Origin of the sequence: Sphingomonas fucosidasi (genome assembly GCF_036663855.1) — a bacterium.
Taxonomy (GTDB): domain Bacteria; phylum Pseudomonadota; class Alphaproteobacteria; order Sphingomonadales; family Sphingomonadaceae; genus Sphingomonas; species Sphingomonas faeni_B.
Genome location: NZ_JAXOJR010000003.1, coordinates 266,220 through 280,519 on the forward strand (window position 1 = coordinate 266,220; position 14,300 = coordinate 280,519).

Below are 14,300 nucleotides of genomic sequence, written 5' to 3' on the forward strand. Positions count from 1 at the left end.
TATGAAGTTCACACTTAAAGATTACCAGGACGACGCCGTCCGCGACGTTCTTCAGAATCTTCGCAAAGCGACGCGACGCTGGCACGAAGACGGCGAACGCAGCGCATTTTCTCTGACCGCCACAACAGGCGCTGGAAAAACCGTCATGGCGGCAGCCGTCTTTGAGTCATTGTTTTATGGCGATGACGCAAGTGGCGCGGCGCCTGATAGCGGGGCTGTAGTGATATGGCTAAGCGACGACCCATCCCTAAATGAGCAGTCCAGATTTCGTCTGCGCGAGGCGTCTGACCGTATACCGATCTCCAGTTTAGTAACGATCCAGAACACCTTTAATCGGGACAAGCTGGAAGGTGGAAAAGTCTACTTTCTAAATACCCAAAAGCTTGGCCGAAGCAGCCTGTTAGTTCGCGGCGCCGACGACACCATAGACGGTTCGGGTGCCGACGGCCGCCAAGGGGTAATGCCCGATTTGCGATCGTTCACGATCTGGGACATCATCCAAAACACGATCGACGATCCAAGCCTGACGCTTTTTCTCGTTCTTGACGAAGCTCATCGCGGAATGAAGACCTCGACCCGGTCGTTAAGCGATGAACGCCCGACGATCGTCAAAAGGTTAATCAACGGCTCAGGCGGTACCGAAGGAATTCCTGTCGTTTGGGGAATATCGGCCACCGTCGAGCGGTTTAACTCAGCTATCTCGGAGATGGAAGATCGTACCACTCTTCCGAACGTAGTAGTTGACGCAGTCAAGGTTCAGAGTTCCGGCCTTCTCAAAGATACGATTATTCTAGACGTGCCAACCGGGGTTGGCCAATATGACACTGTTTTAGTTAGGCGGGGTACAGAGAAACTTAAAGATATCTCAAAAGCCTGGGACGCTTACGCAATTGAGCAGCGTTTGACTAACGGGGTTGTCCCGTTAATGGTTCTTCAGGTCCCAAACACGCCTGATCATGCCGAAATTGGCGCCGCGATTGCGACTATCTACAAGCATTGGCCGAGCTTGCCTGACGACGCAGTTGCTCACGTCTTTGGGGAGCACACCGTACAAACGTTTGGGCCATATAACGTACCTTATATTTCACCAGAGCGTGTACAGGAGTCCACCTGGGTGCGGATATTAATTGCGAAAGATGCAATTAGTACCGGTTGGGATTGCCCGCGAGCCGAGGTGATGGTCTCGTTTCGCCCGGTCAAGGACAAGACCCAGATAACTCAGCTTCTTGGCCGGATGGTGCGAACGCCACTTGCGAGACGTATACCGGGCAATGAGCGGCTTAATTCGGTCGACTGTCTTCTACCCTTTTTTGACGCCCGTTCGGTAAAGGAAGTAGCCATCGCGTTGATGTCCGGCGTCGATAGCGGCGAAGAACTATCTGAACGTCGCGTTTTGATTAACCCGAAAGAAATGCGGCCAAATAAAACCATATCATCTGACGTTTGGGACAAACTTCTTTCGTTACCTTCGCAGTCGCTTCCTCGCCGTCAAACCCGGCCTGTGAAACGGCTTATGGTACTTGCCCACGAGCTTGCGGTTGACCGTCTTCTCGATGGTGCGGGTAAATTAGCGCGAACCGAAATGCACAAGAGCCTTGATGCGGCGAGTGCACGATACAGCGTCCAGATAGCAGAGGCCCGAACAAGCGTCTTGACCGTAGAAGGCAAAAGCCTCCGAGCCGAACTCCACTCAAAGCGCATGTCATTCGACGACTTCGTTGAAGCAGCAGACAACGCGGCCATCGAGGCAGCGTACCGTCGGTCTGCCCGGGTGATCGGCTTTGATCTAGCGAAGACGTACGTAGAGTATTTGGCAACGTCGCTCGGCGACGGCGAACTTGATGAGGAAACGCTGAATGAAGCTCATACAGTCGTAGCTGCGCTGGGTATGGTTTCCGAAGTGTCCCAGTATCTCGACGCCGAGGCTGACAAGCAGGCAAACTTATGGCTCACCACATACCGCGTGCAAATCAAGGATCTTGGGGATGAACGGCAAGATGTATACCGGCTGATCCGCGAGATGAGTCCCACTCCGATGGACATCGACCTGGCTAAGCCAAGGCTGTGGATGCAGCCGACGGTCGCACGCGGTCTTGATGGAACAGAGACTCCGATACCTCGTCTCAAAAACCATTTACTATGCGATGAGGAGGGCTTGTTCCCCGAGCAGCTTAATGCGTGGGAGGAGCAGGTAGTCGCAGCGGAACTTGAGCGGGCTAGCACGGTTGCATGGTATCGTAACCCACCTCGCGCCAGCCAGGATTCGTTAGGAGTCACATATGAGGATAATGGCTCTATTAAAATAACCCGCCCGGATTTCATCTTTTTCTCTGAGCTACCTGATGGTTCTATAGCTGCAGATATCGTCGATCCACACGGTATTCACCTAAGCGACTCGGTCCCAAAACTTCGGGGGATGGCTGAATATGCGAGAGTTAACCATGCTGCCTATCGACGCGTCGATGCCATTGCCAAGGTAGGCGACAGGTATAGGGTTTTGGATCTAACCGAACCAACCGTACGGGCAGCCGTTAATTCTGCATCGTCAATCCAAGCGTTGTATGAGAGCGGCGCAGCTGCCGATTACGTCGCTTGATATACCTAAGCGACCTTGTGCGCGGCGCGCTTTGCGAGCGGAAGTTCAAGGAGGTATCATTGCTTTGAGCTCCTTGAAGTCAACCACTCCCGTTAGCGGTCGAAACGTCATCTTCCTCAGCCACGCGATGCCTGAGGACACCGAGTTTGCAGTTTGGTTGAGCATCCAGCTTGCTAACGCTGGCTATCAAGTTTGGTCCGAAGCGACCCGCTTGATTGGCGGCGAGCGATTTTGGACGGATATCGAGGAAGCCTTCGATACTGTTATTGGTAAGACAGTCGTAGTGGTCTCACCAATTACACGCCTCAAGAACGGCGTTCTAGACGAGATCGAGCGTGCTACAGCGACCGCTGAGGCACACAGCATTCCGCACGACAAGTTTCTGCTTCCAATAACGCTGGCGCCATTGAGCCGCAAAGACATGCCAATCCAGTTGGGCCGGCAGAACGCCATACCTTTTCATCCGTCATGGGCTGAGGGGCTGGGAAGGCTAATGAAAGTGTTGACCAAAGAAGCGTTTCCCAAAACAGCTCAGCCTGCGGCCGTTGGAGCTTGGGTCGCCGATTGGTTCGAAGGCCGACATCGAGTCATCGAACGCGACGAGTTGCATATGTCAAATACCTTAGGACTTGCACAATTACCCGCGGCTATGAAAATTTATAACCTATCGGTAGCACCAGGCGCGTTGAAGTCAGTCGCGAGTACGCTGCCCATATCATGTGCCGTACACGACAACTTACTTCTGTCTTTCTGCGGTTTAGACGAGATTCAGGCGCTTCTACCGGAATGTGAGATTCGTACCCGTGCTGAGGTAGAGATTAATCGCTTCCTTGACGGCCGCCCGGAAAAGGGTGCCCCGAATATACTTTCCAGGGATGCCAGCAATCATACTGCTAATATTCTCCGACAAGCCTGGGACAGGCATTGCGTAAGCAGAGGATTGGCAGCCCTCAATCTTTCGTCAGGACGAACCGGGTGGTACCTACCCGCGGGAACTATACCTGATCGGTATGTAAATTTCGAAGATCTTGATGGCCGTCGCCGTAAGAAGGTTTTGTACGGAATAAAAACCAAGCAAGCGGCAGAGGGGCGGGTGGTCGACATGCACTGGCATTTCGCACCCCGAGTTTGGTTTTCGCTTGGTCGTAGCCGCGAAGAGGTTATTGTCGAGCCACACGTAGCATTTACTACCGATGGTAAGTCCCTACTGGGAGACGCGGAACGTGCTCACAAAATACGTCGATCCTTTTGTAAATCGTGGTTCAATGAGCAATGGCGAACTTTGCACCTTGCATACTTTTCTCATCTTGCGGACGCAGACGGCTTTGTAGATCTGCCCGTTTCGCGCGACCAAGTATGTGAACTGGACGTTCGGCCCGAGCAGTTTTTGAGTCCCGTGGGTTTCGACCTGCCAGTTAAAAGGGCTCGGCCTGGCGCCCCAGTTACAGAAGTCGACGCCGTCCCCGATGAAGATCCGTACGCCGAGGATGACGGTGGCGATGATTGGGTTGAGATAGAGGGATCTGACCTTTGAAAGATTTACTCTATATACCCGAGCCGCGCTGCCTTTTCGGCTTTAACCAGTCGATGGAACATCCAAAGGACGGCTTAACAGCGTTTGGACCGGTCAGCGACCGGCGTCAGCCCAAGCAGCTACGAATAGGCGCCATCGGCACCCGCGCAGGCTTAGCGCACCTGAATACATGGGTATCTGGTATTCAGATGCCAGTTGCGGTGTCAGTGCCGGGAGATCCGAAAGAGTCAACTTTTCCGGGCTTTCAGGTGACGTTTCGCTGCGAGTGGCCAACAGAGCCAGTCGCCAGCATCGAAATCGATGCTGGCACTATTACCGATGTCCTGCGCCATGCAGATCCCCATCAGCGGATTTACAACGCTGTGAGCATATACCGGGATCGTATTGCGCAATATGTGAACGAAGAAGAATTCCCGGTCGATTTCTGGTTTGTGATCGTTCCAGAGGAATTGTTCGAACGCGGACGGCCACTGTCACAAGTCCCAATGGCCGAGCGTACTAATCAGGCTCAGCGACTGAAGCATAGCGATGCAAAATCGATGGCGGCCTCGCCTCTATTTTCTTTTTTAGATGATGTTAATGAAGCTGCTCAGAAACACCGCTATGCTCGAAATTTCCATGACCAACTGAAAGGTCGGCTGTTGGAAGTTCGTGCCGTGGTGCAGGTGGTCCGGGAAACGACGCTAAATCCCAAGGCTTTCGTTCGGCCGGACGGCCGGCCCGGTAGAAGGCTCCAAGGACCGGCAGATATCGCTTGGAATTTGAGCACTGCAGCCTTTTACAAGGCGGGGGGGCAGCCTTGGCGAATTGAAGGAATTCGCCCAGGGGTTTGCTACCTGGGCATGGTCTATAAACGTTTAGACGAGAGTTCTGGAAACCAGGCATGCTGCGGTGCCCAGATGTTTCTTTCAGACGGCGATGGTCTTGTCTTCAAGGGCGCAGTTGGCAACTGGTACTCTGATCGAACCGGCGAATACCATCTTGATAGATGCAATGCCGAATTGTTGATGAAAAAGGCTATCGGCGCCTACACCTCACAGCATGGGGGGCCGCCAAGCGAGGTATTTATCCATGGAAAGGCGCGCTTCACCGACGCCGAATGGCAAGGATTCTTAGACGGCGTTCCCGACACTACCAAACTTGTTGGAGTGAGAATACGTCGGAGTGGTCAGCACAAGCTATATCGAAGTGATCGGTTTACAGCTTTGAGAGGCCTGGCACGTAGGTTATCGCATACCCAAGGGCTGCTTTGGACGATCGGTTTTGTACCTCGCCTACAAACATATCAAGGCCGAGAGGTTCCGAGTCCGCTTTTGATTGATATTTGCAGAGGAGAAGCCGATCTCCAATTAGTTATGTCGGATGTTCTTGCTCTCACTAAGGTTAACTTCAATACTTGCATTTACGGCGACGGTATTCCGGTAACGCTACGTTTTGCCGATAGGGTAGGAGCGGTACTAACGGCAATCCCACCAGAGATAAATCCACCACCGCTGCCATTCCGACATTACATTTGATTTTTTAACTCACTTGTTTTGCGACCCTCCGCTTTAGGATGCGATAAATGTGATTTGTGAGGCTGCCTTTCTGGTATAGTATAGAACGCGAACGCACATGCCGCCAGGATAGGATAGTAAAACAATAGCAAGGATGGGCTTCGCATAGCCTTCGCCACGTTACTAGTTTTTATCTTTCGAGGGGCAATGGCTAGATCCGCTTTTATGAAGCTCCTCGACGATATATCGGAGTAGAGGTCTCGAAAACTTCTTTCTAAGATAAGATAGTATAAATCGATAGAACCTAACAATATCGTTAGCGATATTGCACCTAGCAACAGCTTACCTGCATTTTCTTGGCTTGATAGAGCAATAAGTGCCGCTAACACTGTAACACAGAAGTTTTTGGCGGTAGCGCTGTACCCTGCCATTCGCGATATGGTAGCTTGGATCATGCTCAAATGGGCGATCCGAAGGTTAACCAGGTTGTCCATAGAGGGTTTTTCATCAAGCTCGGTAGGAGCGGAATTTACTGTTGCCATTTAAAAGCCCTAAGTTTGGACGGTTTTTAGTAACGTTAAGCTTCAAAGATATGCCAGCTTCGCGGAGTTTGCCAGGTGCCGACTGTTGCCATGCGACACCTCTATCGCGTGCGTACAAATCGCTCCCGATATAGGCACGTTAATTCTTTAAGCAGGAGCATTGGCCGTTGGGCAAATTCAGTATGCCGGGGTTGGATTGATCGGTTCCATATGTTCGGAAACCTTATCCGGGTAGGGGGCTATGGTCTTTGCCGAAGAGGATCGTATCCTCGCAGCTCAGAAATGACGGGAGGGGAGACCGATGGTTACGAGCCGAGCGCGATACGCGGCGACGAACGACAACCTGCTCCAGCATGGGCTGGCGCCTACTATGCGCTGGCTGATCGCAGCGGCTTTGGACGGGGCAACGATTTCATATGGGGAGGTGAAACATCGACTGGAAGCGGAAGCCGGCTTCTCCACCGTGTTTGCGACCCGGATCGGGCTTGTGGCTGGAGAACTCATGAACCACATCCAAGCTGTCGAGCCGGATGCGCCGCTAATCAACGTCCTCGTGGTTAATCAGAAGGACCGCATGCCTAGCAAGGGAGCGGGTTCTTACATGGCGACCCGGTTCCGTAATCCAAAGCTGGCGTCCAAGAGCTACAAGCAGCGATACCCTGCGAGCTGGCGGGAACACTTTGAGAGGGCCGCGGCGGAGGTCTATGCCTATTCCCCGGCCGAATGGTTTGCGCTGTACCAGCGCGTATTCGGTGACGAGCTCGACGACGCCGTCATCGGCGCCGAGCGCGACCGACGCCACAAAGGCAAAGAGGACGACTACGGAACCGGTTCGCACAAGTATGGCGCGGGCGGAGAAGGCGACCACCATCGTGCCCTACGCCTGTGGGTGACGGCCAATCCAGCTGAGATACGCCGCGGATTCGCCGCAGCCAGGACCGAGACCGAGTTTCGGCTCGATTCGGGCGACCGTATCGATTCAGTCTACCATCTGGAGAACCGTACCGTGGTGCTTGAGATCAAGTCCCGCATCTCGAACGAGGTGGATCTACGGCGCGGCGTCTATCAGTGCATCAAGTATCGCGCCGTGAAGGAGGCGATGGATGTGCGTGAGCAAGTGCCCGTTGAGGCGTTCCTTGTGACAGAGGTAAAGCTATCGGGGGAGATCGCAGCCTTGCTCCGATTGCATGAAATTCGTCATTTCTTGGCGCCGTTGGTCAGACCGTGAGCAGTCCCGGTGTGAAATAGACCGATCTGCACGGCAAGCGGGCGGTCAGCCGACTGACCAATTTGAGCCATATCCTAGCCGGTCCGGCATACTTCTTGGTACCAAACGGTAGCCATTGCGTTGGTACCATCCGGTACCTTTCGTCGGTCGTTTGGTCGGCGATGCAGCCATACCCCAGTAGCTGGTATGATCAGGCGATCATTCGCTCGATAGCTGCGCCAATCTGTTCGGCTGCGCTGAGCACATGCTCGTCGTCGAGATGCGCGTAGCGGGAAGTCGATTGCGTGTTGCGGTGTCCGAGTAGGCGCCCGATCATTGGCAGCGTCTCCCTGTTCATTGCCGCATGGCTGGCGAACGTGTGTCGCAGATCATGAAGCCGAACTGCGAACAAGCCAGCTCTGTCGCGGATCGATGCCCAATGATTGCGGATGTGCAGCACCGGCTTGCGCAGTACCGGATTCCAAAACAGCCATGGCACGTTAGGCTGGCGGGGCAGGCCGGCAATCACTGCCCGAGCCTCGTCACCCAGCCAGACGGTGCGCGGCCCGGTCTTGCTGTCGCGCAGCTTGAGCCGGTTGCCCTTTACGTCCGACCATTGCAGGCTTGCTACCTCGCCTGAGCGACACCCCGTCAGCAGCAACAGGGCTACCGCCGACGCCGTCACCGCCTTAAGCCTGTCCTCGCCGGTCCGATCCTCTGCCAGCACTTTTCCCAACCGCGCCAATTCCGCGTGTGAGAGAAACCGCTCGCATCGGTGCTTTCGATTGGGCCGGACAACCCGGCAGGGATTGGTGTTCTCTAGGCGGTAGCCCCAGCTCTCCGCCTTGGTGAGCATGTTGGCGAGGATCGTCAGACAACGGTTAGCGGCCCCTGGTCCGGTCTCGTTGTTAAGCGAGGCGAACCACTTGGTGACGTGGGCCTCGTTCAGCTCGTCAATGAAGATGCCGGGGAAGGCGTCGTCGAGATAGAGCCGTCGGTAAACTCCGTGCGTGGCGAGGGTGGAGGCTTTCCACTGAGGTGACCAGCGCCGCCAATACTCATCGAGGAAGTCATCAAAGCGTGGTGCGGAGCGGATGCGTTTGCGATCGGTCGCCGGATCGTGACCGACCTGTGCATAGGCGATCACGCGGCGCGCGACCGTCAGCGCCTGATGCTGCGTAATGATCGTAGTAGGTGCGATCGTGACGGTGCGAAGGCGACCTACCATGCGGGTCTGGACTATGTAGACCTCACGGCCCGTTGCATAGTGACGCAGGCCGAAGCCGCGCTCGTGCGCAAACCACGTCGTGCTCCGGGCCCTGGTTTGATATTGATATGGATATTGAAAGGATATCCCAACCTCGGCCAGAGCCTGATTTACGATTTTTTGTAAAACCAGCGCGGTCATGGCCGTAGCCCAATCGCTTGCGCCAGCCCACCGGATATCCGCTGCGCTGCGTCCGCAATGACGTCGTCGGCAAGGTGGGCGTACCGGGCGGTGGTCTCTGGAAGGCAGTGACCGAGCAGCTTTCCGATTGTGGCCAGCGGAACATTGTCCATGATGGCTGTGGACGCGAAGCTATGGCGGAGGTCATGGATGCGCAGGTCAGGCATCGAGCAGCGACGCCGCAATGCGGTCCACCAGCTGATCACGGCAACGGGTGCCTTGCCGGTTTTGTCAGGGAACACCAGCGGGCAATCTGCGCGGCGGGGAAGTGCCTCTAAGATCGCGAGAGCTTGGCTGTTCAGCCAGATGGTCTTAGGCCCCGTCTTGCTGTCCGGCAGCGCTAAACGGGGCGGCTGGATCCATTCCCACCGAAGGTCGCGGATCTCGCCGACCCGCGCGCCCGTGTAGAGCAGTAGCCTGATGATCGCGACCTGCGCCGGGTGGGTCGCTTCCGCGTCCCGAAGCGCCGCACCCAGTCGGCAATATTCGATCTGTGACAGGTAGCGCTCCTTTGCCTCGCGCGGGTAGCGCGGCAGGCTCCGACACGGGTTTGAGCCCCTGCGCCGGAAATGAAGCGCCTCGGCATATTTGAGCAGGCTGGCGAGCACCGGCACGGCGCGATTGTAACGGGTTTCCGCCGAACCCGCGCAATCGTCACGCCAGCGAACCACGTCGGCGGGCAACACCTCAGCCACCCGCATCGCGCCGAAGACCGGCGCGAGATCGCGCCGCCATGCGTCGCGGTTGCGCTTGGCCGTGGATGGTTTCCAGTAGCGGGCAATGTCGTCCCAGTAAGTCTCGACGTAGGCGGACAGCGTTGGCGTGGCCTTGACCGCCGTCCGCTTGGGCAAGCCGTCGAGCGCCACCTCGGCGAGCAGGCGCCGCGCTTTGCCACGGGCGAACGTCGCCTCGACATCTTCGGCACGCCCAAGCGTGACGCGGCGCTGCTTTCCGCGATGGCGTAGCCGAACTGTCCAGAAAGCGTTGCCACTCGGTCGTATCCGAAGGCCAAAACCGGCAAGCTCGGTGTCCCAGATCATATATTCCAAGGGGCGGGCAGGGTGGCTTTTTCGGGCAAAATTGCCGTCCAGGAAGGCCTGTTGAGCGGCTCTACCCGCGTTGGGGAGCAGATAGCCGTCCAAGGCTGTCAAATCTCGGTTGCAAGCTTCTGACAACGCTAACTTTTCGGGGAGCATATGGCCATCGCCACACCCCAAACTGCTAGGTGTTTCTGAAACTACTACCGTTGATTTCGTTGATCTTTTTTCCATTCTGCAAGCGTAGCTTGCGTAAGGTGTGCTCTACTGTAGTCCCGGTTCCCATTTGTCGATTTGATCTCCCCAGTCCTTCGTATCGATATGATGGCATCTCTGTTTTCCTCGGGGCAAAGGCCCGCCCTCGCGGCGGAATGATGGTCGAACTGGTTGCTTTGGCGTGGTGTCTTGGGATCGTTCTGCGATGATCGTCACCGGGGTTTCCTTGGTGTTCGAAGCTGGTCGTGGGTTGCCGCTTTTCCCTCGCCTAATCGATAGCTATACCGGTCCCGTTCAGAGCCCGATCAGCCTGACCAAAAGGCAAGTATTATGGCGAAGTCACTGGACGCTGAAATGGCCGCGATCGAGGCCGAGGAACGCAAGCTGGCAGATCGCCGAAAGGCGCATCTGAGGAAGCTGCGGGATACGGCTATTGGGACGGTCGAGAAGGTAGGGTTGCTCAAGCTCCCGCTGGATCGACTGGAGCGGTGGATGGAGGCGGTGAAGACGCTGGGCGTGGACGAGGTCGAGAAGCGGCTCACGGCGAAAGCCTGAGACGGTTCGAGACCGAGGCCCACGCTAGTGGCCGCACGGGTTTGCTACCTCGTGCGGCCATTCCCTTTTTGGACAGGGAGAGGCGCAGCCGGCTTAGTAGCATCAGGCAAAAAAAGGGACGCGCCAGCCGGTAGGCTGGGCGTCCCATGCGGTCGTTTTAGTTACACGCGGACCGATCAGACCCACGCGAGTAGGTACTCCCCTTCGATCGGTTTGAGTGCCGCCATCGTCGCCAGCGTTTCAATGCTCTCGGCCATGTCCGGATGCGAGCTGGTCGGATGTGATGATTGCCGCCACTGGCGCGAGGATGGCGCGGCCGTCTTCTACGCGGAACGTAATGGTCATGGTGACCTCCTTCGTTGAAACCGCACATCCCTCCCTCCTCTCCGGAGAGGTTTCGCGACGCCTGCGATCGAGCACCACGGTCGAGGCTGCGACGCCTATTTAGCGCACGGCCGAAGGGCCGCTGCGCGCAGGCGGGCGAGGCGTGCGGGGTAACGCTGTCGGATGTTGGAAAACCGCGTCAGCAGCGCCGGGCAGGCTCGATGCCCGCACCAGCGCTTCACCGGCCGATACGTAGCCAGGGGAGGCCCGACGGGGCCGTACCGACGCGAGCGAGCCGGTGCCGCGCGCCCGTCGAAATCAGCAACGGAAAAGGGCCACCCGATTTCCCGGATAGCCCTTATCATTTGGAGAATGAAGGAAGGGGCCGGAGCCCCTCCCGGACGTTATTTGATGAACTGCGCCCAAGCGGTCAGACCGCCTCCGAGTGCGATCGCGAACGTCATTACCGACCCCGTGATGATGACGTACCATTTGAGACCGTCGATCGACGTCTGCATGCCCTTCAGTCCGGCGTCTAAGCGCGCCTCGATCCCGGTCTGCATGGCTGTTATCTTGCCTTCGAGCGCCCCGATCTTGCCTTCGAGCGCGTCGATTTTGTGTCCCATCGGCTGCATTGCGCGACTTACGGCCATGTCGATCTGCTCCTCGACGACGACGACTGCCTTTGCAGCTGCCTCATCGTCGATATTAGCCGATTTTAGTGCTCTGAACAACGCGACTTGCATTTCGTCCTCCTTCTTCTTCAAGACGCATTCCGGATTAGGGCGGCGCGGCGAGGGTCAAGGGATCGCTCTTGCGACCGCTTTAGCGGCGGTAGGGGCAACGATTTTTCGCAGAAAAATGGTGGGACCCTGCCGTCCCTTGAGGCTCGTCGCGCCGCCCGGGATAATAGGACGACTTGAGATAGATTTTTCCCCCGCGGCAGCAGCGCCAGGGCGGGCTCGATGCCCGCACTGGCGCTTCCCCGGCCGAGGCGTAGCGAAGGGCAGGCCGAGGGGCCTGACCGATGCGAGCGAGCCGGGTGCCGCGCCAGCCTCAAACCGGACGGTCGGGCAGCTCGTTCGCGATGCTTCCAAAGCTGCGGCAGCGCAGTACCGGAGGGGGGAAGGCGACCGGCTGCGCGGCGTCAAGGTGCGGCCCGACGGGGCCGTGCCAAGGATGTCGCGCGGCCGGTCGCCTGGCGTGGGGGGAACCGTAGGGTTCCCCCCACAGCAACGCTGACAAAAAAGAGCCAGCGCCGGGATTTCGCCCGTCGCTGGCCTAGTGTTTTCCTGCCAAGGAAAGGGGAGGGGGCGGCGCGCTCTGGGCTGGGCCGCCCGGATAGGGTTAGCCGACTGCCTGCCGCTTGGTTGCGGTCGGTGCCGGTGCCTGTCCGTCGATGCGGAAGGCGTGGGTCGGGACGCGGGCGTCCTTCAAGGTCTGCAACAGGTTCGATTGCAGGCCGGAACCTTGGCAAACGACGGCTTCGACGGGGGCGAGTTTTACAAGCTGCTCGTTGCGAACGAACCCGGCGCGGTTGCCATAGCGGCCCGTCTGCGGTGTGAAGGCAACCACGGTAACGCCACGGCTTGCGGCCCATGATGCGGCGATCATGTCGCACCCCTTACGCTGCGCGGTGGTGCAAAGCGTCATGTGCGGGATACGGGTTTTAATCTGGTCGAGGCGGTCCCAAAGCTGTTTGAAGTCGTGCCACTCCTGACCGCCCGAAAAGACGACAAGCGGGCCGGTGGGGTTGCGCTTTTCGCGGTGGTCCTGCGCGCGGGCCTTGAGAAAATCGAGGGCGGCAATCTGGCTTGCGGTCCCTCCGCTGGAAACCTTCGATCCGCGCGCGGGGGACCAAGGGTGGCCGGACTGTGCCCGGTAGCAGTCGGCGGCATAGTCGCGCATGCATTCGATGGCGGCGCGCTGTTCGGTCTTGGTCTGCGCGCGGAGTTGCAATTCCTCCATTTCGACGGCGTAAATCTCGGACGGATCATAGCGGCGCGTCATCTCGCCAAGGTCGCGACAAAGCGTGTCTTCCTCGCGTTCCAGTTTCTGCGCTTCGTAGTGAAACGAATTGACGAAACCCCATGCAATCGCCTGTGCACTCGCTTCTAGGCGGGTATCGCGGAACAGGTCGAAAAGCGTTGCCATGATCGCCGCGCAATCGTGCTGCGCCTCGATCGGCTCGGGCATGTCGAGTTCGGCGCGCTCGTCGCCCATTTCGACAATCGAAAGCGCACCAACGTCGCCGAACGCTTCCTGAAAATTGGTCGTCGCGGTCTCTTCGGCCAAGCTCTCGGCAATCTCTGCCGTGCGGGGGTCGGTCGCGTCGTCGGACGCGCTGCCGGTCGCGGGCTTGGCGTTGGTGCCGTTCATGGCTTCGCCCAAGTCGGCAAAGCTGGTAAGGCGCGGGGAGGTCGTTTTCTTGGTCATGGTGCTAACCTTTGGCAGGGATTGCGGTTTAGGGTCGGGGGAGGGTTGCACCCCTCTCCCCGCCCGTCTTGGTTGCTTAGAACGCGGGGATTTCGTCGTTCAGCGGTTCGGAAAGCTGGCCGTTGTCGGTGGCGTTGCCGGTGCCGAAACCATCGTCCGTTGCCTTGCGGCGGTTCTGGCGGGTGCCGTCCAGATTTTCGCGGCGCGTGGTCGGGCGGTTCCAGACGACGCGGAAACCTTCCTCGTTATTGCCGAAAAGCATGATCTGGAGGGGTTCGCTGATGCTCGGGTCGTCCAGCTTGCCCTGATAGAAAACTTCGCCGCTGCTGTTGCTGGTCATTTCCCAAAGCGCGCCGATCTGCACCCAACGCTTCGCGACGTTCAAAACCATGATCTCGAACGCGGGGGCCTTGTCGTTCGTGCTTTCGACGGGCCGGAGGCCAAGCCGCGCGAGGTCGATGGTTGCCGTTGCGACCGAACCGAGAAGCTGACCGCCGACCGACTTGAAAGAACCAATGTTCATAGTATTCACTCCACATTGCGGGGGCCTATCCCCCTGTTTGCCGGTGCTTGGGGCCTTTCCCCTCCGGCATCTTCTTTTTACCCCCTCCACTCTGTTTGGCCAACCTGATTGATTACTTGACGCCCAATCATCGTACACGGTGAGTCCGAGCATCAAAAAGCCCCCGACTAGGGGGCGTAAATAACAAATCAAAGACGCATTGATCGCGATAGCGAGCAATTCTGTTTCTACCGTGCTGATGGGCAAGGCCCGGCCTTTGTTCTCATCGCACCCGGAGCCGTCCTCGCAGGGGCTCAAGAGGCAGGCACGGCTGGCGGGGTCAACACGAATGACGGAGGCTCCGCGACGCGCAGCGACGTGGAAACCGTAGGGCCTTTAGGCCCGGTA

The 14,300-nt window shown here is 57.5% G+C and carries 10 protein-coding genes; 5 read left to right on the forward strand and 5 right to left on the reverse strand.

The window, feature by feature from the left end; translation table 11 throughout:
• Nucleotide 1: 1 nt before the first annotated feature.
• The 4 genes from U1737_RS07690 to U1737_RS07705 all read left to right on the forward strand — a co-directional run bounded on the left by U1737_RS07690 (nt 2) and on the right by U1737_RS07705 (nt 7,396).
• Nucleotides 2–2,596, forward strand: coding sequence for a DEAD/DEAH box helicase (locus U1737_RS07690; RefSeq protein ID WP_332796258.1), 2,595 nt, complete (start codon nt 2–4; stop codon nt 2,594–2,596).
• Nucleotides 2,562–4,130 carry a toll/interleukin-1 receptor domain-containing protein gene (locus tag U1737_RS07695; protein ID WP_332796259.1) on the forward strand — a complete coding sequence of 523 codons (1,569 nt, stop codon included), beginning with the start codon at nt 2,562–2,564 and terminating at the stop codon, nt 4,128–4,130. Before U1737_RS07690 ends, U1737_RS07695 begins: the two co-directional genes overlap by 35 nt.
• Nucleotides 4,127–5,647: an argonaute/piwi family protein gene (locus U1737_RS07700; protein WP_332796260.1), complete on the forward strand. Its 1,521-nt coding sequence runs from the start codon at nt 4,127–4,129 to the stop codon at nt 5,645–5,647. The genes U1737_RS07695 and U1737_RS07700 overlap by 4 nt, the downstream gene beginning before the upstream one ends.
• A gap of 891 nt (nt 5,648–6,538) precedes the next feature.
• Nucleotides 6,539–7,396, forward strand: a complete 858-nt coding sequence (locus U1737_RS07705; protein ID WP_332796261.1) for a hypothetical protein — start codon at nt 6,539–6,541, stop codon at nt 7,394–7,396.
• A gap of 190 nt (nt 7,397–7,586) precedes the next feature.
• Here the strand turns inward: U1737_RS07705 and U1737_RS07710 are convergent, their stop codons facing one another.
• Complete coding sequence (locus U1737_RS07710) at nt 7,587–8,783, reverse strand: tyrosine-type recombinase/integrase (RefSeq protein WP_332796262.1); 1,197 nt, start codon at nt 8,781–8,783, stop codon at nt 7,587–7,589.
• On the reverse strand, nt 8,780–9,964 hold the full coding sequence (locus tag U1737_RS07715) for a tyrosine-type recombinase/integrase (RefSeq protein WP_332796263.1): 1,185 nt from the start codon (nt 9,962–9,964) through the stop codon (nt 8,780–8,782). The genes U1737_RS07710 and U1737_RS07715 overlap by 4 nt, the downstream gene beginning before the upstream one ends.
• A 441-nt stretch (nt 9,965–10,405) precedes the next feature.
• Between U1737_RS07715 and U1737_RS07720 the strand changes: the two genes are divergently transcribed.
• On the forward strand, nt 10,406–10,630 hold the full coding sequence (locus tag U1737_RS07720; RefSeq protein WP_332796264.1) for a hypothetical protein: 225 nt from the start codon (nt 10,406–10,408) through the stop codon (nt 10,628–10,630).
• Between the two features lie 728 nt (nt 10,631–11,358).
• On the opposite strand, the gene U1737_RS07725 is transcribed toward U1737_RS07720, so the two are convergent.
• The 3 genes from U1737_RS07725 to U1737_RS07735 form a co-directional block, all read right to left on the reverse strand.
• The gene (locus tag U1737_RS07725) at nt 11,359–11,700 is read right to left on the reverse strand and encodes a hypothetical protein (protein WP_332796265.1); all 342 of its coding nucleotides are present in this window, start codon (nt 11,698–11,700) and stop codon (nt 11,359–11,361) included.
• A 601-nt stretch (nt 11,701–12,301) separates the two neighbouring features.
• Nucleotides 12,302–13,390: a DUF2493 domain-containing protein gene (locus tag U1737_RS07730; RefSeq protein ID WP_332796266.1), complete on the reverse strand. Its 1,089-nt coding sequence runs from the start codon at nt 13,388–13,390 to the stop codon at nt 12,302–12,304.
• 76 nt (nt 13,391–13,466) lie between these two features.
• Nucleotides 13,467–14,159: a DUF736 domain-containing protein gene (locus tag U1737_RS07735; RefSeq protein ID WP_332796267.1), complete on the reverse strand. Its 693-nt coding sequence runs from the start codon at nt 14,157–14,159 to the stop codon at nt 13,467–13,469.
• Nucleotides 14,160–14,300 lie beyond the last annotated feature (141 nt).